At 36.4% G+C, this 26404-nt stretch carries 17 protein-coding genes and 1 CRISPR repeat array (1 of these 18 only partly in view); of the genes, 4 read left to right on the forward strand and 13 right to left on the reverse strand.

Features of this window, described 5'->3' with window-relative positions:
* Positions 1 to 72 precede the first annotated feature (72 nt).
* A complete protein-coding gene (gene fbaA, locus H7A25_25960; GenBank protein ID MCP5503371.1) occupies positions 73 to 1155 on the forward strand; it encodes a class II fructose-bisphosphate aldolase in 1083 nt (360 codons plus the stop codon).
* A gap of 156 nt (positions 1156 to 1311) precedes the next feature.
* On the opposite strand, the gene H7A25_25965 is transcribed toward fbaA, so the two are convergent.
* A complete protein-coding gene (locus H7A25_25965) occupies positions 1312 to 2142 on the reverse strand; it encodes a hypothetical protein (protein ID MCP5503372.1) in 831 nt (276 codons plus the stop codon).
* Between the two features lie 165 nt (positions 2143 to 2307).
* Here H7A25_25965 and H7A25_25970 point away from each other — a divergent pair, with 165 nt between their 5' ends.
* Positions 2308 to 4605 carry an ion transporter gene (locus H7A25_25970; GenBank protein MCP5503373.1) on the forward strand — a complete coding sequence of 766 codons (2298 nt, stop codon included), beginning with the start codon at positions 2308 to 2310 and terminating at the stop codon, positions 4603 to 4605.
* A 48-nt stretch (positions 4606 to 4653) separates the two neighbouring features.
* On the opposite strand, the gene H7A25_25975 is transcribed toward H7A25_25970, so the two are convergent.
* The 7 genes from H7A25_25975 to H7A25_26005 form a co-directional block, all read right to left on the reverse strand.
* Positions 4654 to 4932 (reverse strand): hypothetical protein, encoded by a 279-nt coding sequence (locus tag H7A25_25975; GenBank protein MCP5503374.1) that lies wholly within the window; start codon positions 4930 to 4932, stop codon positions 4654 to 4656.
* Positions 4933 to 4935: 3 nt separating this feature from the next.
* On the reverse strand, positions 4936 to 5940 hold the full coding sequence (locus tag H7A25_25980) for a 2-oxoacid:ferredoxin oxidoreductase subunit beta (GenBank protein ID MCP5503375.1): 1005 nt from the start codon (positions 5938 to 5940) through the stop codon (positions 4936 to 4938).
* Positions 5937 to 7787 (reverse strand): 2-oxoacid:acceptor oxidoreductase subunit alpha, encoded by a 1851-nt coding sequence (locus tag H7A25_25985; protein MCP5503376.1) that lies wholly within the window; start codon positions 7785 to 7787, stop codon positions 5937 to 5939. Before H7A25_25985 ends, H7A25_25980 begins: the two co-directional genes overlap by 4 nt.
* Positions 7788 to 7819: 32 nt before the next feature.
* Entirely contained in the window at positions 7820 to 8359 is a 540-nt protein-coding gene (locus tag H7A25_25990) for a hypothetical protein (GenBank protein ID MCP5503377.1), read from the reverse strand.
* Positions 8360 to 8362: 3 nt separating this feature from the next.
* Entirely contained in the window at positions 8363 to 10855 is a 2493-nt protein-coding gene (locus tag H7A25_25995; GenBank protein ID MCP5503378.1) for a S8 family serine peptidase, read from the reverse strand.
* Positions 10856 to 10934: 79 nt separating this feature from the next.
* Positions 10935 to 11729, reverse strand: coding sequence for a DUF4846 domain-containing protein (locus H7A25_26000; GenBank protein ID MCP5503379.1), 795 nt, complete (start codon positions 11727 to 11729; stop codon positions 10935 to 10937).
* Positions 11726 to 12574: a hypothetical protein gene (locus tag H7A25_26005; protein ID MCP5503380.1), complete on the reverse strand. Its 849-nt coding sequence runs from the start codon at positions 12572 to 12574 to the stop codon at positions 11726 to 11728. The genes H7A25_26000 and H7A25_26005 overlap by 4 nt, the downstream gene beginning before the upstream one ends.
* A gap of 64 nt (positions 12575 to 12638) precedes the next feature.
* Here H7A25_26005 and H7A25_26010 point away from each other — a divergent pair, with 64 nt between their 5' ends.
* Entirely contained in the window at positions 12639 to 13625 is a 987-nt protein-coding gene (locus H7A25_26010; GenBank protein ID MCP5503381.1) for a metallophosphoesterase, read from the forward strand.
* Between the two features lie 4 nt (positions 13626 to 13629).
* On the forward strand, positions 13630 to 15861 hold the full coding sequence (locus tag H7A25_26015; protein ID MCP5503382.1) for a DUF2723 domain-containing protein: 2232 nt from the start codon (positions 13630 to 13632) through the stop codon (positions 15859 to 15861).
* A gap of 4 nt (positions 15862 to 15865) precedes the next feature.
* On the opposite strand, the gene H7A25_26020 is transcribed toward H7A25_26015, so the two are convergent.
* From H7A25_26020 to H7A25_26040, 5 genes are all read right to left on the reverse strand, one after another.
* Positions 15866 to 17989 (reverse strand): SMP-30/gluconolactonase/LRE family protein, encoded by a 2124-nt coding sequence (locus tag H7A25_26020; GenBank protein ID MCP5503383.1) that lies wholly within the window; start codon positions 17987 to 17989, stop codon positions 15866 to 15868.
* Between the two features lie 83 nt (positions 17990 to 18072).
* Positions 18073 to 19818: an IPT/TIG domain-containing protein gene (locus H7A25_26025; protein MCP5503384.1), complete on the reverse strand. Its 1746-nt coding sequence runs from the start codon at positions 19816 to 19818 to the stop codon at positions 18073 to 18075.
* Positions 19815 to 21524, reverse strand: a complete 1710-nt coding sequence (locus H7A25_26030; GenBank protein MCP5503385.1) for a hypothetical protein — start codon at positions 21522 to 21524, stop codon at positions 19815 to 19817. Before H7A25_26030 ends, H7A25_26025 begins: the two co-directional genes overlap by 4 nt.
* A gap of 338 nt (positions 21525 to 21862) precedes the next feature.
* Entirely contained in the window at positions 21863 to 22267 is a 405-nt protein-coding gene (locus tag H7A25_26035; protein ID MCP5503386.1) for a type II toxin-antitoxin system VapC family toxin, read from the reverse strand.
* Positions 22264 to 22509, reverse strand: a complete 246-nt coding sequence (locus tag H7A25_26040) for a hypothetical protein (GenBank protein MCP5503387.1) — start codon at positions 22507 to 22509, stop codon at positions 22264 to 22266. The genes H7A25_26035 and H7A25_26040 overlap by 4 nt, the downstream gene beginning before the upstream one ends.
* 532 nt (positions 22510 to 23041) lie before the next feature.
* A CRISPR array of direct repeats spans positions 23042 to 26404; the repeat unit is 29 nt; unit sequence TTTCAATTCCAATCTGGTTCTATTATAAG; it runs 8569 nt beyond the window's last position.

Consider the following 26404-nt stretch of genomic DNA (forward strand, 5'->3'; position numbering starts at 1 on the left):
ATTAACATAAATCATTTCCGTACAAAAAAAAACTAATTGGTAAAAATCCATATACAGAAAAGAGATGGAAGTATGGGAAATAAAGTATTAGATAAAATTAAGCCGGGTGTTGTTCATGGAGAAGATTTAAAAACCCTGATTTCAATTTGTAAATCAGAAGGTTTTGCAATTCCTGCCGTGAATTGTGTGGGTACAGATAGTGTAAACGCGGTTCTTGAGGCAGCCAGAGAAGCAAAATCACCGGTTATTGTTCAATTTTCCAATGGTGGAGGAAAATTTTTTGCAGGTAAAAATATACCTGCAGTTGGAGAAGAAGCAGCTATCATTGGGTCTATTTCTGGTGCTCAGCATATCCATCTGGTAGCAGAAAAATATGGTGTACCTGTTGTGGTTCATACGGACCACTGTGCTAAAAAACTATTGCCCTGGATCGATGGTTTACTGGATGCAGGAGAAGAGTTCTATAAGAAAAATGGCAAGCCACTTTTTTCTTCTCATATGCTTGATCTTTCCGAAGAGCCAATTACAGAGAATCTTGAAATTTCCAAAAAGTACCTGAGTCGTATGAGCAAAATGGGAATGTTCCTGGAAATTGAATTAGGAATTACAGGTGGTGAAGAAGATGGAGTCGATAATTCAGGTCGTTCGCAGGAAGATCTGTATTCCAAACCGGAAGAAATCGATTATGCCTATACTGAGCTTTTAAAAATAAGCCCAAATTTTTCTATAGCTGCTGCTTTTGGAAACGTTCACGGGGTTTATAAACCGGGTAATGTTAAGTTGACTCCGAGTATTCTAAAAAAAGCCCAGGACTATATCACAGATAAGCATAAATTAAAGGATTCGAATCCTGTTACATTTGTCTTCCACGGTGGTTCTGGTTCCAGTAGAGAAGAAATTCGGGAAGCTATTTCTTATGGAGTAGTCAAAATGAATATCGATACAGATACCCAATGGGCTACCTGGGAAGGTATTTTAAAATATTACAAAGACAAAGAAGCTTATCTCCAGGGTCAACTTGGAAATCCGGAAGGTGCGGATAGTCCGAATAAAAAATACTACGACCCGAGAGTCTGGTTAAGAAAAGGGCAGGAAGCCATGGTGAAAAGGTTACAGGTTGCTTTTGAAGACCTGAATGCTGTAAACCGTAATTAATAAAATAGGGATCTTAACTATTGTCGGGAGTGTTTCTTAATTACAGGCGAGTCTTCTGTGGCTCGCTTGCTTTCTTAAAAAGATATGTGCCTTACCTGGTTTCGGCCACCGATTGTATTCGAGATTGAATAATATTGGAATATTAGTAAAGAAGCATCAAATTAACTTGAGTTTTTTCCCGGTAACGGATTCGTATATATCCTTTTGCAGGTGAGTTACTTTTAAAAGTCCTTTTTCTTGAAGTTGTTTGGCCCATTTTTCTATGATAGGAATTTTGTGTTCTTTCTTTTTCTCAAATTGTATTGCATAATCTCTATCTACTACTGCAATGTGGGTTAAATACCATTCTCTTAGGAAATCAAATGTTTCTGAAAGTAGCTTCTCAATCCTGATATTTTCATTAAAGGCAGAGTTCAGATAGTTTTTCTTGGCTACAATGGAAAGCTTAAATTTTTTATGTTCTTCAAGGTGAGAGGCTATATTATGATCGAGAATTTTTACTAATTCTTCCTCTACTGTAAAATGCCTGAGTGAATAGGTGAGGCACTCACTGATAACGTCAACAGCCAGATCCAGATTCTTTTTTTTACCGGTATTTCGGTAGTAGGTTTCAGAGTGATAAATTAAAGTAACAAGCCAGATATGTTGCAGATCAATAATTGGAATTCCGGTGGAAAGGCTCAGTCTTCTATATTTATCTCTGACTTTGGGAATAATTATCTCTTTTCTTAGATCTAATTCAATGAGGTATTCTTTAGAATCCTTTTTGCTATCTTCCTCTTTAATAACATGCTCAAGGTATTCATCTGTCAATTCAGATTGTTTATTTAAGAATTCTTCCAGTAGTTGAGAATCAATAAAACCTTCCTGGATAAGAATCTGCCCCAAAGGAGTAGATTTTCTTTTTCTCTTCTGGATAAAAAGAGCATCATCCAACTGTTCCTGTGTTATAGCTGAGCTGTAGACCAGAAGTTCCCCGATTAACATTATATGAACCTTTGCTTGTAAGTATTCAAATGAGCTATTTTCAGTCAACTGATTTAAATAGATATATTACTTTCTCTCTTTATTGAATTGACGCAAGGGGTATTGAGAAGGTAATTGGAAGAAATCAAGGAAAACCGGGAGAGGGTTTAAGGTAAAAGTAAATATATGAATCAGAAAATAATTTCTCTTTTTGAAAGGATAAAACGGAAGGAATCCAATTTTTTTGATAATTTCATCCTGATTATCATTACACTTTCGGCTGTTATAATAGGAATTGAAACCGATCAAGATCTGGCAAAAACCTATCATACATTTTTCTATTACTCAGATCTTGTTGTTTTATTCATTTTTATTTTTGAGTTTTTCTTTAAACTTTATGTTTATTCCCCCAAACCTTTGGATTACTTCAAAGACTCCTGGAATATTTTTGATTTCAGTATTGTTATTTTAAGTATCCTTCCTTACCTTCTGAATAGCTCTGTAAATGTTGAAACGATCATTATTTTAAGAATATTGAGGCTTGCCAGGGTTTTCAGGGTATTTCGTTTAATATCCATATTAAAACCCTTGCAACTTCTGGTTTCTACCTTAATTCACAGCTTACCTTCCATGGGTTATGTGGCTTTATTGATTATGCTTTTATTTTATGTATATGGTGTTATAGGTGTATTTCAATTTAATGATACAGATCCTGAGCATTATTCTACATTGGGACTTTCCATACTAACCCTATTTCAGACAATAACAGGAGAAGGATGGCCTGATTTATTAGCAATTCAGATTGCCAAGAAAAATACTGTTTTTGCTTCTATTTATTATATTAGCTTCATTGTACTTGGAAGTATGATCATTCTAAACTTACTTATTGGGGTTATCGTATCAGAATTAGAAAATATAAAAGAAGTAGATGCCAGAGGTAAAGACTATATTCACCATGAAGATCATATAGTTATCCTTGGCTGGTCAGATAAACTGATCTATCTTATAAGTGAATTAATTGAAGCGAATAAAGATAATCGAAATACAGTTATCTGTATCCTTGCAGATAGAAAAAAATATGATATGAAAGAATTTTTTAAAATGAATCACTTACATCATAAAAACATTACCTTTCATTTCAGAACAGGACTTGCGACCGAGAAACGAGATCTGGAAATGGTGAATATTACCAGGGCTTCTTCTGTTATTATTATCAATGGAAACGGGACGGAATCTGATGCAAGTATTATCAAAGCTTTAATTGTGGTGGTTAATAATTTTGGTAAATATGAAAAACTTCCCCCAATAGCTATTCCGCTGTATAATATAAAAAATGATTCAATTGTACAATTGGTCAGTAAAAAACAGGTATATAGCGTACTGGTTGATGATGTGATTTCCCGACTCATAGCGCAAACTTGTAGGCAGGCAGGACTTTCAGTTGTCTATGATGAAATTCTTTCTTTTGAGGGAAATGAAATCTATTCTAAGAAAATCACGGATCTTGAAGGAAAAAGATTTGGTGATATAATTAACTTTTTTGAAAATGCTTCTGTTATAGGAATACGTAGAGCAGGGGGAGAAGTATTAGTAAATCCTTCGTATACTAATACAGTTTTAGAACCGGGTGATGAAATTATTGCTCTTGCGGAAAGTTCCATGGGTTTCATGTATGATTTACGTGATTTAAATCGAACAATGGATCTTTCCAAAGTCCAAAAGAGCAGTGTAAAACGTGAAACTGAGAATGTTTTAATTATCGGAGCCAATCGATTGGTTTATTCGATAATAAATGAGTTGGATTCTTATGTTCGAAGAGGCTCTAAAATTTCTATTTATGTTGATAAAGAAAAATTCCAATATGAACAAACTAAGCTTTCTAAAAATATGAGATCATCTGTATCGGTTGAGTATTTGGATACAGAATCAAGAGAGGACTTAGAAAATATACCCTTTGAAGAGTATCATTATGTAATATTACTTACTTACGATATGCCTTCTGTGGATGATGCAGATGCCTACGTTATTATTCTCTGGTTATATATACGAGATATTCTCAAAAATAGAAATCATCCGATCCCGATTGTTACCGAAATGCTTAATAATAAAAACGAAAAACTTGCCCGACCTTCCGATTTAGATGACTTTATCATTATAGATAAAATTGATAGTCGGCTTCTGGCACAGTTTTCTCAGAATCCTTATTTGAAGCAGGTATATGAAGTTTTGTTTGATGAAAAAGGTTCTGAGATTTATTTAAAACCGGCAAAGGATTTTTTAGAAATTGGGAAGGAATATTCTATTTATGAAGTATCGAATCTTGTGAATCAACAATCCGATCTGTTGATAGGTTACAAGAAAAACTCGGAGGAAGAATATAAAGATAAAAGATGTGGTGTTGTTGTAAACCCTCCTAAATCAGAGCGAATTACCTTTACTGAGGTTGATAAGTTAATTGTTATTTCTGAAGTAGAATATACTTAAAGAGAGGAGAACATTCGAGGGCAGGGATTACTACCCTCGAAAAAAGTATCACTTTTTATCGTAAAGTTCTTTCTGCATTTTTTTATAGTACTGATCGATTTCATAGAAATCCAGGTTTCCATCTTTATCCAGATCCATAGAGTTGAAGACGCTTAGATATTCCTGTTTGGAAATTTTTCCATCATTATTCAGATCGTATTTTTTAAAAAATACACCTTTTTGTCCGCCAAGATAAGTCTTTTTCTTCTTTTTTGCTTCTCCAAAAGCCATAGAACCAAAAGCAAGACAGAGGCAAAGAATCACGATACTATTTATCAGTTTTTTCATACCTTATTTGACTTCCCAGGTTTCATCAGAGAAGAGTAATTTTTTCAAATCTCCTTCTCCTTTTTCCCTCTCTACTTGGTTTACCTGTGCATGAAGCTGTGTTTCATAGGTAGGTCTTTCTACATCTCGGAATACTCCCATCGGAACCGGGTAGTGGGGCTGCATCATCCGGGAAAGAACAAAAGCATGATCCGGATTTTCACGATTTTCGTCATGAATCGAAACAGCATCCAATCCTTCTTTTGTTATATCCACAATACTGGCCTTGGAACCATCCAGAGAAATACCTTTATCATTATTTTTACCAAAGATCATGGGTTTTCCGTGCTCTAATGTAATAGTATTATCTTCTCTTACTTCTCTACCGTAAACCGGATCATGAATACCATCATTGAAAATCACACAGTTCTGGAGTACTTCTACAAAAGAGGTTCCTTTGTGCTGGGCAGCCCTCAGGAAAATATCAGACATGTGTTTCTGGTTTTTATCATGAGTTCTGGCTACAAAACTGGCTTCTGCTCCGAGAGCAATGGAAATAGGTTTGAAGGGAGCCTCAAGACTACCATACGGGCTGGATTTTGAAACGGTTCCTCTTTCACTGGTAGGGGAATACTGGCCCTTGGTTAAACCATAAATCTCATTATTGAAAAGGATGATATTAATATCAAGGTTTCTACGAATCGAGTGAATCAAATGGTTACCACCAATAGACAGACCGTCTCCATCACCTGTAATTACCCAGACACTGAGTTCGGGGTTTGTGATTTTTACACCGGTAGCGAAGGAAGGTGCCCTACCATGAATTGTGTGAAAACCATAGGTATTCATGTAGTAAGGGAAGCGAGAAGAGCAGCCAATCCCGGAGATAAAAACAACTTTTTCTTTCGGGATTCCGAGTTCCGGCATAGTTTTTTGAATGGCTGATAGAATTCCGTAATCTCCGCAACCCGGGCACCATCTAACGTCCTGGTCTGAAGCAAAATCTTTTTTAGTCAGTGCGATAGTCATTGAATTAACTCCTCAATTTTTTGTTGAACTTCCTGGATAGTAAAGGGTCTTCCTTTTACCTTGTTTAGTTTTTCTACCTTGATTCCAAAATTTCCCTGGATAATAAAAGATAACTGTCCGAGGTTAAGTTCCGGAACAAGTATCGTATCGAAAGATTCCAGGAGAGATTTGAAGTTCTTTGGAAATGGGTTTAAGTATCGAACATGAGCATGGGATACTTTTTTGTCCGGATTTTTCTCATTAAAATTCTCAACAGCACTGCGGATGGCACCAAAAGTTGAACCCCAGCCTACTACTAAGAGTTTTCCTTTTTTCTCTCCGTAAACTTCCTGATCCGGAATGTCATTGGCTATACCGGCAATTTTCTCTGCACGAGTATGAACCATTTTTTCATGGTTATTGGGATCGTAGCTGACGTTACCTGTATGGTAATCTTTTTCCAGACCGCCGATTCGGTGTTCCAGTCCGGGCGTTCCGGGGATGGCCCAGTGCCTGCCCAGAGTTTCTTCATTTCGGGCAAAAGGTCTAAACTTGGGTTCAGGGAAGCTTGTAATCTGGTTATGGGTTATTTCGGGTAATTCGTCTGTATTAGGAATTCTCCAGGGTTCGGCACCGTTGGCGATATATCCATCAGAAAGCAAGAAAACCGGTGTCATATACTTCAGGGCTAAGCGAACCGATTCCAGAGAAACATCAAAACAATCAGTTGGAGTAGAAGCCGAGATAACAACTAACGGACTTTCCCCGTTTCTTCCATAAAGAACCTGCAGAAGATCAGATTGTTCTGTTTTGGTTGGAAGACCTGTAGAAGGACCTCCTCTCTGTATATTAACAATTACAATCGGAAGCTCTGCCATGATGGCCAGGTTGATGGCTTCTGATTTGAGACATACCCCGGGACCTGAGGTTGAGGTAACGGCGAGTCCACCGGCATAGGCAGAACCAATTGCAGCCGAAACAGCAGCAATTTCATCTTCAGCCTGAAATGTATAGATATGGTAATTCTTGTATTTTGAAAGGTCGTGTAAAATATCCGAAGCGGGTGTAATCGGATAGCTACCCAGGAATAGTGGTAAATGGGTTTTATAGGACGCTGTAACAAGACCGAGCACAATAGCCGAGTTGCCGGTAATGTTTCTATAAGTTCCGGGTTCTAATTTAGCTCCGGGAATTTGATACTGAGAAATGAAGATTTCAGCAGTCTCAGCATAATGAAAACCTTTTTTTAATACAATTATGTTGGCTTCAATAATATCTTCTTTTCCTTTAAATTTGTCTTCGATCCATTTTATGGTTGGATCTAAAGGTCTTGAAAACATCCAGTAGGTCATACCGAGAGCAAACATATTCTTGGTTCTGTCAATTTCCTTGGAAGAAAGGTTTTTTTCTTCAAGAGCAATTCCTGTTAACTTGGAAATCTGAACTTCTATAACCTGGTATTTGTTTTTTAGGTCGGTTGTGATGGGGGATTCTTTATAACCTGCTTTTTCCAGATCTTTGTCTGTAAACGAATCCGTATTCACAATTAAGATTCCATTTGTTTTTAAATCTGCAATGTTGGCTTTTAGGGCAGCGGGATTCATTGCAATTAGAACATCCGGTGAGTCACCCGGTGTGTGAATCTTTTCAGAGGAAAAGTTCAACTGAAATCCGGATACTCCGGGAACCGTACCCGCAGGTGCTCGAATTTCTGCCGGAAAATCCGGAAAAGTTGCCAGGTCATTTCCTACGATAGCACTGGTAGAGGTAAACTGGCTACCGGTTAATTGCATTCCATCACCGGAGTCTCCGGTGAATCTAATTGTAGCTGATTTAATAACTTCTACTTTTTTTTCTTTATTATCCATTGTTTTACCTGATTTTAATTCAATCCTTAAAACTATCTGATGTTTCTCGAAATCCACCAATTGGGTAGTGCTTGAAATGGATTTCTTTCTTCCTGTAGTTTGTCGGCAAGCTCAAGAGAAGGAATACCCGGAGGAGACTCCAGTACAAAAACCAGTCTTGAGCGAAGAGGAAGTTTTCTTATAACTGTGTATTGTTTTTCTTTAAGCAATTTTAATGCTTCTTTTTCGCCTGTACCTTCTGGAAAGAATATAAGAACATTGCCCGGTAAACCATAAAAATGACCGGATGCATCTCGAAAGACGGGAGAACTGCTTTGAGGAAATTCTCCTCCGTTTATACTTGTATTTACTGCTTGTTTATGAATTTCAACTGTACCCTGTTTGTATATAAGGGTATCGTTATAGGTTTTTTTTAAAACTGGTTTAGCGGTAGGAGTATTGAATTTTATGTAAAGCTTATCTTCCATGACGAGCGGTATTTTCTGATTGCCATTATAATAGTAATAATCTTTAGCCGATATACCTGTCAATACTAAGAAGAAAAGAAGAGGGCAAAAGTATTTTTTTTTCATGAATTATCTTCCATAAATTTTTATTCCCCATGAGTCGAAAGTTCCTGTAATTCCACTTTCTTTGTCTTTTACCGTTAGCTTATAAGTTCCATCAGCTGATTCTCCTAAAAATTGAGAAGTTCCAAACACCCAGGAAGAGTAGGCTGAACAGGTAATTCGATAATAGGAAGAGCCGGAAGAATAACAGAAATGGTATTTTGCAAGTGTGCTGCTGGTTTTTCCATCTTTCTGTAAAACTACTTCGATCTGTCCGGGTTCGGGATGTGTAGCTGTGAAAATAACTTCTATAAATTCAATATGGTTAATATTACTGCCTGAGACTGTATTAGTGCTGCTTACACCTGTAGAATCAAAGTCAGGTATAGCGAGAGATGGACTCAGGGACTGGTATGAATTGGAGGGATATATTTTTAATGTAGAGCTTCCTCCGACACTGGTCCAGGTTTTTGCGAGACTTACAGCCTTTTCGGAATCAAAAGCACCAAAACCGTATTTAGGATTAAAAGAATAGCCCGCCTGGTTGGTTGTCCAGGCCGAATCTGAAGAATCATTTTTACGGGCAGTTCCGGCCAGAATGAGTTTCACATCTCTCCAGCTTAAGGAAGGATTCACTGAAAGAAGTAGAGCGCCGAGGCCGGAAGCAACCGGTGCAGCTGCTGAGGTTCCATCGAAGTTTCCTGTATAATCTGCATCACCGGGTGAGGAGGAGCCGGAATTAAAACCGGAAGTACCTTTTAGATCTGTGGTATAAATCGCAGCACTGGCCGTACCGGAACTTGCCCCCCTGGAAGGTGCAACTACCCATAAATTAGCACCTTCGTCTGAATAATAGGCTTTTTTTCCATTATTTCCTATGGCACCTACCGTAATTACTCCATAGTAATTGGCCTGTCCATCGTAATTCGCATTATCTACTTCTGCTGAACGAAAAGAACCGTTACCGGATGCCCAGAAATACAGGGTTCCTTTTCCGGCTCTGCCATAAGCTAATCCATCCTGTATGGCAATTTTCCAGGTTGCATTTGCCGCCGAAAGTTGTCCGGTTCCATCTTCTGCTCCCCAACTATTATTGGAAACTCCTACGGATGTATTGGCACTCATGGCTATAACTTCATTTTCCAGGGTATAGTTCTGTAAAAGATTCATACCAATAAGATTACTACAGGGGGCAACTCCTCTTAAACCAACATTATTCTTGTCACGCGCAGCAATGACTCCACCAATTGCTGTTCCATGAGAGGGACTATAAATATCCGGATTATTTTTCTCCAAACCGCTCTGGTTTATAAAATTAATACTTCCACCCGAAACGTTTTCTAATAGATCCGGATGAGTGATTTGAAGCCCATCATCTACTACAGCAACCAGCACTCCTTCACCCTTAATTCCGGCATTCCAAACAGGTTCTACCCGAATGTCTTCTCCCGGAGTTCCGCCAAATTGACCCGTATTCGATAGATGCCATTGATAGGAGTAGTAGGGGTCTTTACCCTCTCCGTAATTACAATCGGTTTGGATACAGATTCCGGTAGAACCCGGTCTCGGACATATTTTGATAAGGCTGTAATCGCTTGTTTTATAGAAACCCTGACCTTTCATGTTCAAGAAAGCATCTATATAGGGCTTTAAATCAAATTTAAAATTTCCATTATCTAAGGTTTGACCGTTCGCATCTTTAAGATCTAATTTCTGAGTTGTATCTCCATTAAAGATTACTCCATCCGCAGAACCATCCGAAAGGTCTTCTGAGTAAAGACTCCAGAGATTCTCAAGGTTTTCGGAGTAAGAGCTTTCAGAAGGATTCGTTCCTGAAAGTTGCTTTGCATAATAAGCTAAAGAAAACAGGGCCAGCATATAAGGTTTATTTTGTATACTTCCGTTACGGTTCATCGGAGCAGCAGCCAGTGGAACCAGCCTTTCAAGGTTTATATTATTGGAGAAAAATACTTCAGCTATTTCTAAGTTAGAACGGTTGTAGGCTGTACCTGCATTATTATATAAACTAAATAGAAGTCGAAAACGTTCTGACATCATCCTGGAAATCGGAGAAACAACCGTAAAAGAACCGTCACTTATCGCGGAAAGATAAGTATTCTTTACATCCAACCAATTTAACCTGGATAAGCCTGAATCCATCGGGAAAAAATTAAATGCTGTACCGGTAGAGGGATAAACCAGAATACAATAAGGGAAGACTTTCTTTACAGTTGCGGAAAAGGCTCCATAAGAATCAGTGTTAGTTTTAGCTAAAAGCTCTCCTTCTGCATGATTCCGATGACACTCTCCTTTGGGACCGGGTAGTCTGATTTCGACTATAGCTTTTTCGACATTGCCGGTTATATTCACATTTCCCGAAAGTGTAATCGGAGCACTGGCTATGGCCAGCATAGTTAATTCCTTTTCTTTATTATCTTTCTTTTTCTGGCAATTTAAAGAGCTAAAAAGGAGCAAAACAAGGCTTAAGAAAAACCTGAATATGGGCTGTTTAAATCTCATGATAATGCTGCTTGTATAGAGTAGGACTCTAAAAAAACAGTTTTTGTTTACCCTATCTGTAGAAAAGCATAATTCTTCCTCAAGGAAAGCGTTTTAAATCATGCTTTTGAAAGGTCCATTCCGGAGTTATTAATTGCTTTTTAAAAGAAAGCTTATACCAGGGGCTTAAAGAAGAGGAAGGGTTTCTCAGGATATGAATATCCTGTGCCGGCATATAACTTTGTGCCAAAAGAAATATGGTGTCTCCTTTGGTGTTCTTAGCCATATCCATGACTATAACCGCGTGACCGTAAGGATTCCCGGTTTGTAGGAAGATATCTCCAATTTCCATATTATTCAGCTTGGATATTCTTGTAACTTCCTGGTTTAAAGAATAGGTTCCGGCATAAGAAAAAACTACATCCATGTAAGAACGAAAGGTTTTGTATGTATAATCTTTTTTTGCTTTTTTTATCCAGTAAGTTTTATTTCCTCTTACTTTTAAGCGATAACCTTCTGCATATTTTGTATAATACGCCGTATCTCCGTTGGTAAATTGGAAATGAATATTATTCCACATTTTATTTGTATATAAATATTCCGCACGTAGACGCATCACTGCATCTGCACATTGTTGTAAATCCCTATTTCCCCTGTCTATATCGAGTACAGCAAATTGAACATCCTGCCTTCTTTTCTTTTTTCCATTGTATAAATAAACCATAGAGTTCTTTTTTAGTTTGAAATTTCGCAAGAAAAGACCAAAGGATTTTTTTGGAAGTTCGATTCGTTTATAGCCTTTTGGAAGAGGTATCTCTGAAACGGACTTATAGGGATTGTCCTGTGCATTCAAACAGGACAGGAAGAATATTATAAGAAGAAAGATTTGCTTCATAATAGAAACAGGATATATAGCATTTCCAAAAAGGGAAAGAGAAAAATAGGAAAATCTAAAAACAGATCATAAAAGATTTCTTTTTTGAATAGTACCCGGAATGGCTTAATTTTAAAAAGGACTGCGATTAAAAAATATAATCCAAGAATCAATATCTCTGCACTAAAAAGTTTTGCACTTAAATGAATCAGGATACCCAGAAGGGAGCTGACTAATAAGAGATTCCCAAGTTTACTTTCACTTATATACAAACTGAGATTCGGTTTATTATAAACCTTATCTCCTTCTTTATCTCTATAATCAAACCAGAGACCATTAATAAAGAAAATTAAGAAACGAGAAAGAAAAAAGAGAATTCCACCTGAATCCGGATTTTTTCCGAGGTAAAAATAAGGAAAAAAACTGAGTACTAAGCCCCAGGCCAGACCTAAAAGTAAAGGTTTTAAAAAACCCCTGATAAGTGAGGGAATAAAAAAAGCTTTACTCAATAAGAAATACAATAGGGTTAAAATCGAAGAAATGATAAGTTTCTTAACAAAAAAGAAAGGAAGGAAAAAAAGACCGGACGCAAGAATCGTAAATGAGAGAGTTATATGAACAAAAAAAAGTTTTTCATGTTCCTGATAATAAATGGCACGCAGGGGAACATTTAAAACATCCACCGAAGCTCTGTCTTTCCATCTATCGAGATTGTATAGTGTAAATACAAGGAAGAATGTAAAAATATAAAATTCATAGGGAAAAGCCTCCAGGCCCCTGTGTCTTTGCAGTGTGAAAATACAAATAGGAGCTAAACCGGCTAAGGGAAAACTGAAATAGAAAAAATATTGCAATAAATGGCGCATAGGAGTATTTCTATTTTTAGTAGTTAGGAAGAAATTTCCAGATATTTTTATGAGGATTCTTACTTTGTTAAAAAACCTGAGTAATCTTAAACTGTATTTAAAGTTTAACTCTGAAGCAATAAGCTATTTTCTGTATCTGCTTTTACTTCTGAGTATTTCCTGTATTTCCAGCCCGGCTTCCAAAAGCTTTAAAGACTTAAAGGTGGATACCACTAAGTTTCAAGCTGAATTTAAAGATCCAAAGCAGATTAAAATTCTGATTTTTGGAGATAGCGGAACGGGGAATGAAAACCAGTACAGGGTAGCCAAAGCCATGAAAGAGGTCTGTGATAAGGAAGGTTGTGATTTTGGCATTCTTCTCGGTGATAATTTTTATGAGACCGGCATATCCTCAGCAGATGATGCACAATTTGACGAAAAGTTTGAAAAACCCTATTCTCCTCTTGGAATTAAAATCTATGCAGTTCTCGGAAACCATGATTACGGGCTTGCCGGTATGATAGGAGGGAATACGAAATACCAGGTGGAGTATACTTCCCGTTCTAAATACTGGGTTATGCCACATTCTTATTATAATATTGCAGGAACTGAAGTTGAATTGATCGGTCTGGATACAAATCCTTTTAAGAAAGATAAGCTTCAACAGGAATGGCTTTATGAAACTCTCGAACAAAGTAAAGCCAGGTGGGTTTTAGTCTTTGCTCATCATCCTTTCTTTTCCGGTGGAAGGCATGGGGATGATAAAGGTTTAGAAGAACTTCTATTTCCGAAACTCTGTCAATATGCAGATATTTACCTTGCGGGTCATGAGCATGATTTACAGCTTTTGCAGGAAAAATGTGATACGGAATACTTTCCCCACCTTATATCCGGTGCTGCCGGTAAAAAACGAGCTACCGGAAAAAGTGAGAGAAGTCTTTTTGCCAGGGAAGGTTTTGGTTTTACAAGGCTTGTTTTAGCGGGAGAGACAATGAAAATTTATTATTATGATGATTATGGAAAAGAAGTTTTTCATAAGGATTTTCCCAAAAGACAGATAAGAAAGAAATAATTATATGAATACAGACAATAAAAGTTTAATGACTATACAGCCCCAGAGAGTAGATAGTAAGCTTGTATTAGAGACAGCTTATCGTTTTACAGTTCAAGAAAATCCGGCTAAAGAAAGGGGAATTCCCTCTGCTTTGTTTGTTTTCTTTTTCATTCTTTATGCTTATTCCAGGGCGAATACCTGGGCCTTACCTACCATATTTTCTATCGATGGAGCCGAATTAACACTGAATAGTATAGAGTTAGGAGTAGACCATCCTCCCGGTCATCCTCTCTGGACATTACTGGCACATTTGTTTTATAAATTAAAATCCTATCCGGCTGAATGGGGAGCCATTCATGCCAGCATACTTCCGGCTGCCCTATTTGTTCCCTATTTATATAGAACTCTTGGTTTATTAACCCAGAATCGCTTAAGTTCTTTTCTCTTAAGTTTTTCTTTTGGTACTTCCTTTCTTTTCTGGTTGCATGGTAGTATCATGGAAGTTTATGCTTTACAATCTTTATGCTTAATTCTTGTTTTTTTCTATTCTTTAAAAAGTATTTCTTTTTTTGAACCCTTTGATTTTATTAAAACGGGTCTGAGTCTCGGTTTATTAGGTTCTGTGAATTATCCTTATATTATAGCTCTTACACCGTATCTGGTAATGTTATATTACCCTTTTTTAAAACATAGAGAGATCCGTATAAAACAACTTGTCTATGTCCTGTTATCAACATTCATTGGTTTATTACCTCTTTTATATATTCCCTTACGTTTAAAAAGTGGTAACTTTATCTTCGATTTGAATTATCTTTCCGGTTATAAATTGGGAAGTTTTAAGTGGTATATCTGGTATTTAAGCGGTTGGGGATTTACTCTTGATAGAGGAGGCTGGTTAAGCACGGACATATCACAGTATTTCCGGTTTTTATTGAAATATATACAATCTGTCCTGGAGAATTTTACTCCCTTTTCTTTATTTTTATTGCCTTTTTCTTTTTATTTTTTTACAGCTTTTTGGAAAGGATATAAAGAGAGATTGGCAAAAAAAGACATCTCCTCATTAAACTGGGTTTATCTTTTAGTATTTTTACAATTTCTAATATATGCTATTCCCTCAATTGCTTACAGTGTAGCCGATCAAGAAGTATTCTTTTTCCCTTCATTTATTTGTCTTAGTTTATTTTTATCTTCCGGCTTTCAATTAATTGAAAAGAAGAGAAAAGGATTTATCTTATTTTCTTCAGCCTTTCTTCTTTCTATTATTATTAGCTCAATCTATTCCGGAAAAAAAGTTTTATCAATCAGTAAGTCTGAAAATGAATATAAAGCAAGGTTAGCTATGATTCAGGGTTTTCCACTCGGTTCTCTAATATTAGGACATGGAGATGGAACTACCTTACGTTATAAGTATTTTCAAAGTATAAAAAGTTTGAGACCTGATTTGGAAATTGATACTATAAACTCTTATTTAAGGCAATACAGGGGAGAATTTTCTGAGGAAATAAAAAAACGCTTTGATACGAATTCCTTATATACGGGACTTTTGCATTCGGATAAATTTTTATTTATAAAAAAGGTTTTAGAAAAAAATACAGAAAGAGATGTATTTCTAATACAGGGAAAAAAAGCCATTAAATATCCCGGTATTCAGTATCAACCGGTTCCTTACAATCCGGAAGTATACTTGATAAGCCTAACATCTGCCGGTTCTTCTCATAATGAAAAACCTTTAATGGATATAAATCTGAATATAAACTCGTTTCCGGCTCATTTGAAGTTAGAAGGTTATAGTTTCAAAACTGACAAAGAAAATGCTGATAGAATAAAAATAGATAAAGAGAATTCAAAAATTCATATTCCGAGGAATCTTGAGTTTCAGTTTCTTTTATCGGTTAAGAGGTTAAATCAAACTGAAGAAGAATATATAGCCGATATTTTTTTTACCGATAGGGAAGGGAATATAATAGAAGATAAGGCTTCGAATTTTTATCCGGCTTTTCGTTTTTTTATACTGCATAAAGATACAAAAAAAGATGAGTATGAGACTTCCTCTTTTTATTTTTCTTTTCCTGAAAAATATAAAGCAGGTATATACAGGTTATTTTTGCGTTTAAATCAGACTACTGGTGAAATACAAAACTTACCGGGAAATCGGAAAATACATAAAACAGAAATTCAATTTACAAGTCCTGTAAAAGAAGGGGATAAACCCGGAGAGTTTATCCCGCTTGGCAATGTAGAGATTTATTAGAAATTCAAGGTATTATCTTTCGTATGGTATGATTATAGTATTCACTAATATATAGGTTTCCATTTTTATCTACTGCTATTCCGAAAGGAGTATTAAACCTGGCATTCGTTCCATTTCCATCCTGAGAACCAATAGAACCATCTCCTACAACAGTGCTTACCGTATTATTCCTTGTATCAATTTTTCGAATTTTGTTATTATAACTATCTACTACATACAGGTATCCATCCTTTCCTATTACAATTCCGGTAGGTGAATTGAATAGGGCATTCGTTCCCGCACCATCTGAAGAACCGGAAACAAAGGCCGAGCCGGCTATAGTATTCGTTGTGCTGGAAGTGGTATCAATTTTACGAATGATTCCGGGTCCCGGATCAGTAAAGTAGAGATTCCCGGAACTATCCATGGTAAGGCCACCCGTAGAGTAAAGCTGGGCAGAGGTTCCAATTCCATCATAAGTGCCTCCTGTACCATCTCCTATTAGAACCGAGATAGTACCGGTACCGAGATCAATTTTTCGAAGATAAGAACTCATTGCATCCTGACCGAAATAAAGAATATTATGAAGAGTATCTAAAAAAACGGATACAGGGTTATATAAATAGGGAGAAGTGGAACTCGGAATCCCCATTTGTCCTGCAAAAGTACTTACATTACCATTAGAATCAATTTTTCGAATCACCTGATTATAGGTATCTGCTACATATAAATCTCCGCTTCGACTATCTATAGTAATGCCATTGGGTCCATTGAATTGGGCATTCGTACCTATACCATTTGAAGAACCGGTAACAAAACTGGAGCCGGCTAAGAGACTTACATAGTTATTGCTCAAATTTATCTTTTGGATTACATGAGCTGAATTGGAAGTAATATAGAGGTTTCCGGTGGAATCATAAACGATTCCACCGGGGTAATAGAGACGTGCGTTTGTTCCGTAACCGTCTGCAACTCCGGAAGAACCGGCAATACCGGCCAGGGTACTGACACAATAGCCGCAGGCAGGAGTGGATGCCGTGACAACCGGGTATTGAACTATGTTCCCGAGGGAGTCCCTGGCGAGAACAGTGAAGTAGTAGGTGCTGATAGAGCCCAGACCGGAGATTGTATAGCTGAGTGTAGAAGTCGTCCAATCCATAGAAGGAGTTTTTAGATTGGCTGAATCTATAGTGGAAATGTCGTTACTTGTAGAGAATATTAGCTTATATTGATAAGGAGGTATACCGCCTGTAGCTGCCGGCCAGCTGAGCTGAATGGATTCATAGGATTGAACAATGGTTGTGATACTACCACCTGCACTGAAAGGGCTCACTGCATTGGGGTCAATATTTGTAGTATTTGTGCTGTTATCATCCAGAACTTCGAGAGCTGTGATGGTAATCTTTAGATTTCCTTTTTCTACCGTAACGGCAGGAGGAGGGTCATCCTTTTTAATTTCTTCCGGTATTACAAAACTAAAAGTACCCAGTTCTTCACCATCTTTTACAACCGTAACCGTAACTTTCTTAGAGACATTTTTCCCATCACTCTGTTTTTCCAGTTTAACAAGAAGAGTATAAGTTCCCGAAGCGTCGCTGATAGTATCCGCTTTTACATCCTGAATACTTAAAGAGAGGGGTTTTTCGATTAGACCGCTATTGTCTCCTGAAAAAACAAGGAACCGGGCGGCCTTACTCGGAATTTTGGTATTTTGAGAGAGAATATAGTCAAAGTTGGTTCCAGTTTTATAGAACCTTCCAATTCTTCCGAGGGCTTTATTATTTGCATCTCCCCAGTAAAGTTCATAAAAAGTGATTCCGGTTTCATCAGCAGCTTTTTTTAAACTCAGCTTTCCGGCGACTTCACCTAAATCCGGATCCACGTCAGTAAAACTGAGTCCCTCTGAATTGATCACAGGTGTTCGATGAATGGAGAGCCCGGTATTAATCCCGGAACTGGAGGAAACCGCAGCAAAAGATAAAGGATTGCCAGAGGCGTCCTTGAGAGTTCCTTTTACAGAAAGCTTGGGTACGGGACTCGAAATTGGCTGAAGAGCAGAAAATAACCTGATTCCATTGTCTTTTTTATTGGAAGAAGATGGAAGGCAGGAGTAAAGGTATAGAATGATAAGAAGGACGAGCGACTTCATATTTATCTCCAAAAACAGAATTTTATATACTAAATTAAGAAAAGCAAGTATAATTTTTGAAATAAAACATGAAATTACTTCATCTATAGGTTTTTAACTTCTAATTCATCCTCTTCCGGTTCAGTTTCCAAAATGGGTATTTCATCTGTTGCGATTTCAATGCCATCCGTTAAAACTACACTTCCTCCTCCGGGTAAAAGAAGAATTAAATCATGGAAGCCGAGAAGGTTTGAGGTATTTTCAGGAATATGTATTGTACAGGAAAGAGTTCCCGAATCTTTTTTTTCAACAGGAATGGGAGAACCGATTGCTTCAATCAATACCTGCATATCATCAGTAAAGCCATTACCGACGAGTTTTAGATTTATTTCTTTATCCGTTACATACCATTTGTTAGGAGAAATAAAACTGATTGATATTTTATTCGTTGCAGCTTTTGCCGCGATATAACCGGTTTGACTGGTAGTTAATAGCCCGTGCAGGGTTACAGGAATATCGGGTAAGCCATTTAAAATATTAGATTGAAGTAAGTTATAGATATAAACAAATATAGCTACAATAGTGAAACCAAATAACTGTAAGCGAGCAAGGTCAATCACTTTACCTGTACAGATTAAATTTCGCATAGAGGGCTGAGTATTTCGTAACTCATTTTTGCTTATCTTATTTTCTATAATTGTTGATGAGAGTAAGCCACCGTAACTGATTGCCATTAATCCTAATAAAGAAGGGTTGAAATCGGGGATTTCTCCGCTTTGCAGGATTAAGCCCCAGCAGATTGCTACGTAACAATAACTTCCTAATAGCACAATAGTCCAAATGAAGGCCTGAAACCTGGATAAACTGTATGTATTTGTTTTTATATCAAGAAAAATATAAGGGAAGAAGTTAAATCGCTTCATAATAAAGGAAATAAAACCCAGAAAACTTAAGAGAACGATTAAGCTTATAATTACAGCTCCTTTTTTCCAATGAGCATTTAATACTACATATCTCTTGACTTCCGAGGGTTGCGAATTAATCATGAGTTTTAACTTGATTGTTTCACCAAAGATTTCACTTCTCAAATGAGAGAATAGGTTTGACTCTTTTGCTTTTATGGTGTGTAACATTCGGTCAAGGGTTGTGGAAAGAGTGAAGCGTAAGGTTTGTTGGTTGGTTTTTGGGTTTGGTTTGGAAAGATAAATTGCCTTTCTTGTTGTCAACAACCTTTCCTTAAATTCATAGCTTGGATCTTCTTCTTCGTGAATATAGAATAAGTATATATTATCAATATTATCTCCAAAATTTTCACCTTCAATTGTAATCGTATCCCCTGCAACGCCGGCTGCCGGGCTTACTTTAGATATATGAGGTTGCATTCCCGGTTTTATCGAACGTTGTGGAATTTCAAAAGTAACAGCCTGGAGGTCTTTTATTTTTTCTAAGTTATGATAGAGACAAAGAGTAAGTGTCGCAGTATCCTGATAGGGTATGGGAGATTCACTTTTAATTTCGAATCTTGCTTCTGTATCACTATAAAACTTTACGCTTCCTGTAACGATATGAAGTTCTTCTCCGTTTAATTCAAAATTGAAGTAAAGGTTATCCGCAGTTTTCGGTTTCTTTACTTTTTTTTTATGATGGTAATTAACGTCCTCTAACAAGAAACGTTCTTTTAGATTATCTCCTTTAATTTTAACTCGAAGTAAATTTTTAGAAAAATCTTTTACTTTTACCGAACGCATTCTATAATTAGAATTACTTACCTTATCAATTTCGCTTACTGCATGGGAGTGTAAAGCACCTGTTATCAAAAAAACTGTTAATATACCTGTAATAATTTTCATTTTTCATCTTCTCCCTGTATTTGTATTGCTTCTTTTAGTGCTGTTTTTTTCCCTTCTGAAGGTATTAGTATTAAGTCATATTTCCCGGGGGCTTCGAATCCGGGAATCTGAAAGCTGCAACTGGATGGGTTTTTAAACTCGACCGGGAAGGGTCCCAGATCTCCGACCAATACCTGCATTTCTTTTTTAAATCCGGTCCCGACAAGGTGTATAAGCAGATTTTTTTCGCTTACTTTAAAACTTGTTGGCTTAATCACGGAAACACTTATATCGTCTGAAACCATTTTACCGCTTAAATATCCCGCCTGACTGGCTGTCAGGAGTCCGTGAAGAGTAGGGGGTATGTCCGGGAGTCCATTTAATATATTACTCTGTACCATTGTAAAAAGAAAAGCTATAATAGAAACGATGGTAAAACCGAATAGTTGTAGCCTCGCCATGTCTACTTCATTCCCGGTACAGAACAGATTTTTTAAGCTGGGACTTGTTTCTCTTATTTCATTTTTAGGTTTTTTATTTTCAATGATTTTCGAGGATATCATTCCCCCGTAACTTACTCCCATCAGGGCAATTAAAGATGCATTAAAATCCGGGATTACACCATTGCCGAGGATCATGGCCCAGCATATAGCCACATACAGATAGCTACCTATAAGAACCAGCGTCCAGAGAAAAGCCTGGAATTTAGTCAGACTGTATGTATTGGTTTCCGATTCCAGAAGGATTTCTTTTAAAAAATTAAATTTCTTCATTATATAAGAAATCATCAAGAGGAACAATATCACGGCAGAAATACTTACTGAACCCGCGATAAGCTTCCATCTTTTGGATAGATACCGAATTTCTACAATCTTAGAAGGGCGATTGGCTACCATCAGACGAAGTTGAATAGGGTGCCCGAGAAAGGATCGGAAACCATGCTCGGGAATACTCATTAAGCCGAGTTCTTCCTCCAGAAGTTCCGGTATACTAAATCGTATTTCATCAATCCCCTTGCTTCCTCTTGATGTATAAAAAGGTCTTTCTGAAGACAGGATATCGTTCTTGTTGAGAATCTTCTTTTTTCCCTTTCGGATAAACTGAACTTCTATTGAATCTGCGCTCACACGGGCAAGGTTATTGCCTCGAATGATGATTGTGTCCCCCGCAACTCCCGCAGCGGGTGCTACTTCTGAAATGAAAGGTTGCTCTCCTGCTTTTTCCCTGCGTGTTTCAATACGGAATGTTTTTGTATCGAGGCTTTCTCCCTGAACTTTTCCGTAATAATTCAGGTACATTTTCAGTTCATATTCTCCTTCTTTGAGTTCATCGAAGAATTGGATTTGAACCATGCTGAGAGTGGAATCTTCAGATACAAAAGAACCCGGAATGATTCGGGCTTTGAATTCTTTTCCATCTTTTATTGCCATAAAGGAGAGATAATAAGGTTCTAGAGTTTCCGTATCTTCTTCATTTTCTTGTTTTATCTTTAATTCTGATTTTTTTTGGATATTATCCAGTAAGAGACTTCTGGCAATATTCTCAGGAGCGTTGATATAAATGTGAAAGGTGTTTATAGAAATATTATCCAGAAGGATACTGTGTATTCTTAACTGTTCTCTATCCAGGGCATAAAGCGAGGAGGATAAAAAAAGCAGCACCACGGTAAGCCCACGGAACATGGACATGGAAAATGCAATAATGGACAGGGATTGCTTTTTTTGCATATTATCCTATTTATTAGAGTTTCTATGAATTGTCAATTTTATTAAATTCTTTTTTTAGCTATCAGCCGCTCAAGGCTTTGCATCCGGTTGCTGAGTAAACGAAGTGCACCGAAGCATCGCTTTCAGCTATTAGCTTTATCTTATTTAACAAGAAAGTGCTCCATAAGTAAGTGAAGCTTTTCTAATACAACGCTGGCCGTTTTTTAGCTATCAGCCATTAGCTTTCAGCTATTAGCTTTATCTTATTTAACAAGAAAAGCATTCCATAAGTAAGTAATGCTTTCCTAATACAACGCTGACCGGTGATCGCTGGAAGCTAACCAGCTTACCCTATATCATTACTCATTCCAATTATCAATATCTAATTCTTCAATACGATTAAAATGATTTGTGTTATTCGTAATTAATTTCATATTATTCACAATTGCAGTACTGGCAATAAGAGTATCGTTGTGTCCTATGGGATTACCATTTTTCTTAAGTCTGGCATAAATTTCTGCTGCCTTTTTTGCAATCTCATCGGTTAAAGGTAATATTTCATTTAACTCGACGAATTTTTCAAATTTAGATAATTGATTTTTGGCATCTTTGAAATAAAGGCCATTTAATACTTCATAATAAGTTATGATACTGATATTAATAAATCCAAATTCTTTTAAATATTTGTCAAGTTTCTTAGTAACTTTAGGATTATTTCTGAAGAAGAAGGAAAGGGTGTCAGTGTCGATAATAGCCTGCTTCATAAATTTATCTCCCTCTGAAACATTTCATCTCTTGTGTTTTTAGTAATTTCCAGATAATCCTCAAAATCCTCCTCAGACATATCACTCCAGGAGCCTGCCAGATTAAGTATTAATTGCCTGTTTTGTTCTTTAGCTTTTGCATCTAAAGCGAGTTTTTTTAGATAAGAATCCACCATATCAAGGTATTCTACCGGAATTAGGCTTAAATGGTTTAAGATAGATTGATAGATGCTCTCTTGCATTATAATTCTCCTTGATAATTCTATCCTGGTAAATAAAATTGCATTGTCAATCAATAATCCAAATAGAAAAAATCTTGATTTTCATAACTTTTAATCGTAGTGATTTTATCTGTAAGCCCTAATTTTTTCAGGAAGGAAAGCGTAGCATAGGAGGTTTGCAGCTTCTGAGGAATAGGGGATTATATTAGATTTTTAGCTATCAGCTTATCAGCTTTCAGTTGCTTGGCTTCGGCTCAGGCTTACGCCTTCTCTCAGCCGGCGCTCCATAAGTAAGTAAAGCTTTCCTAATACAACGCTGGCCGCTTTTTTTAGCTATCAGCTAATCAGCTATTAGCCGTCAGCTTTTCCTCTTTAACAAGAAAGCATTCCATAAGTAAGTAAAGCTTTACTAATACAACGCTGGCCGCTTTTTTTAGCTATCAGCCATTAGCTTTTAGCCGTCAGCTTTTCCTCTTTAACAAGAAAGCATTCCATAAGTAAGTAAAGTTATTCTAATACATGGCTGGCCGCTGATCGCTGTAAGCTGACAGCTACACCAATTCCAATCTGGTTCTATTATAAGGACTACTGTCTGTAAAAAGTATGAATAGGACTGCATGTTTCAATTCCAATCTGGTTCTATTATAAGTTGGGGAAATATTGACCTACTATAAAGCCGAAAATCAGTTTCAATTCCAATCTGGTTCTATTATAAGAACCCGATTCAAAATTTCTTTTACCTGAATTTTACCGTTTCAATTCCAATCTGGTTCTATTATAAGATTATCCGGGTCTGTAAAAATGTAAACTGTTTGTTCGTTTCAATTCCAATCTGGTTCTATTATAAGCAGCCTGTTTTGGATGCTCTTTTCAGGTAAATGCTAAGGTTTCAATTCCAATCTGGTTCTATTATAAGTATCTCAAGGAACTGTCAAGACGTTTTGATATATTTTGTTTCAATTCCAATCTGGTTCTATTATAAGATACCGCCATTTCAGGCATGTGGAGCTCTTTGACCTGTTTCAATTCCAATCTGGTTCTATTATAAGAGAACATAGAACCCGTTTTCATAGACCGCTTTGTCTCGTTTCAATTCCAATCTGGTTCTATTATAAGCTCGACAAGTGAGAATTCAGAAACTACGCTTGCATTGTTTCAATTCCAATCTGGTTCTATTATAAGTTGGAGATGGAAGGAAGAAAGGCTACATATAGTAAAGTTTCAATTCCAATCTGGTTCTATTATAAGCCGTTTGATTAAAATGTTGCAACTTAGGTTTGATAGGGTTTCAATTCCAATCTGGTTCTATTATAAGCCGAATTAATGCCCAGCTTAACCCTAATATCACGAAGTTTCAATTCCAATCTGGTTCTATTATAAGGCAATAACAAAAAAATTGTGCATCCATTATAAAATGTTTCAATTCCAATCTGGTTCTATTATAAGACGTTCAAGCAGGAATAGATATGTTTTCTGACATGAGTTTCAATTCCAATCTGGTTCTATTATAAGCAAGCCAAGTATTTATATGGAACCGGGTTTAAATACGTTTCAATTCCAATCTGGTTCTATTATAAGATCGGATAGATTGTTTATTAACAAGGAATAAAATAAGTTTCAATTCCAATCTGGTTCTATTATAAGAATTTTTTCAATTCATGAAATACAAAGCGGAAAAACAGTTTCAATTCCAATCTGGTTCTATTATAAGACAACAATAGAAGGAAATCAGATATGAATGAAAACGTGTTTCAATTCCAATCTGGTTCTATTATAAGGGTAAAAATGGACGACTTCAAAGAAAGGTTTGTGGTAGTTTCAATTCCAATCTGGTTCTATTATAAGGGGCTCCGACATAGCGGCCATATTAGGCCTGTCTAAAGTTTCAATTCCAATCTGGTTCTATTATAAGACCGTCTTTCTTTCCCGAAATCTTTCTTGCTGCCGAGTTTCAATTCCAATCTGGTTCTATTATAAGAATTTATAAAAACAGGGAAATCAGTCGGGATGGATATGTTTCAATTCCAATCTGGTTCTATTATAAGGCAGGACTTCACTGGCGTATAGCATTATGGCATGTTGTTTCAATTCCAATCTGGTTCTATTATAAGACCGTCTTTCTTTCCCGAAATCTTTCTTGCTGCCGAGATTCAATTCCAATCTGGTTCTATTATAAGCTACTTGGCATTATTCCGTTTTTCTCACTGGTAGCATGTTTCAATTCCAATCTGGTTCTATTATAAGGAAAGGGAACTGCAAAATTATGGAATGACGGTATGAAGTTTCAATTCCAATCTGGTTCTATTATAAGGTGATTGTGGCCTTGCCGTTCAAGTGTATCCTATCAGTTTCAATTCCAATCTGGTTCTATTATAAGAATTACGATTCCGCGTTTTAGAAAATATTCCTCAATTGTTTCAATTCCAATCTGGTTCTATTATAAGGATCGAAAATACGTATGTTAGAGCTATACAGTATATAGTTTCAATTCCAATCTGGTTCTATTATAAGTGAGGTCGGCTGTATGATTGAACAAGTTAATATATCGTTTCAATTCCAATCTGGTTCTATTATAAGTACTATATATTAATATGAATTCACTTGCTGCCGATGTGTTTCAATTCCAATCTGGTTCTATTATAAGCGTTTTTTAGGTAATATTTAAAAATACTCATACTTCGGTTTCAATTCCAATCTGGTTCTATTATAAGCATTTTGAATGATATTGACGACGATATTTTCAACCGTTTCAATTCCAATCTGGTTCTATTATAAGCATTTTGAATGATATTGACGACGATATTTTCAACCGTTTCAATTCCAATCTGGTTCTATTATAAGTAATGGAGTTGGAGGCCTTGCAGTCATTCCATACAAGTTTCAATTCCAATCTGGTTCTATTATAAGCCAAAAAAGCATTTCTTGAATCAGTCCAAAGAAAAAGTTTCAATTCCAATCTGGTTCTATTATAAGCCAGAAGATGTTTTTTTAATCTCTCTAAATACAGCCGTTTCAATTCCAATCTGGTTCTATTATAAGCAGTTTGGAAACGATAGTTCTATTTATGATCTTGAACGTTTCAATTCCAATCTGGTTCTATTATAAGTGTTTAGTATTATTAGGGTATTCAATGGACTAATATAGTTTCAATTCCAATCTGGTTCTATTATAAGGCTGAAAATTACAGGAAGTTTGGTGGTAATAATTTCGGTTTCAATTCCAATCTGGTTCTATTATAAGGGCACTGTCAGCATCGCCCATCCATAATGTAAGGTAATTTCAATTCCAATCTGGTTCTATTATAAGCATGTTGCTACTCCTGTTCAAGCTTCCTGTAAGAAATATTTCAATTCCAATCTGGTTCTATTATAAGTTCCTTTAGGGCTTCAATCCTGTCATCTAAACTTACATTTCAATTCCAATCTGGTTCTATTATAAGATATGCGTTTAACAACGCATGTTTCAGAGACTAAATAATTTCAATTCCAATCTGGTTCTATTATAAGGCTTGTGTTTACGTTTGTCCTCCTTGTATTCGGCAGGATTTCAATTCCAATCTGGTTCTATTATAAGTATTCAAGCTATACATACGATTTCGTTTTCGAAAAATATTTCAATTCCAATCTGGTTCTATTATAAGTATAATTTTTATACTGGCTCTTTTGATTTATATCGTGTTTCAATTCCAATCTGGTTCTATTATAAGCTAATACTTTTGCAGCAGGTGAAGATCTGAAACGCGTTTCAATTCCAATCTGGTTCTATTATAAGAGGTGCAAAGAATATGCCTGTCAAAGTTTTACTGATGTTTCAATTCCAATCTGGTTCTATTATAAGGTGAAAGATTGGTTTGATATCTCTAAAAATAATATCGTTTCAATTCCAATCTGGTTCTATTATAAGCCTAAATATTTAT

The organism is Leptospiraceae bacterium, assembly GCA_024233835.1.
Classification (GTDB): domain Bacteria; phylum Spirochaetota; class Leptospiria; order Leptospirales; family Leptospiraceae; genus JACKPC01.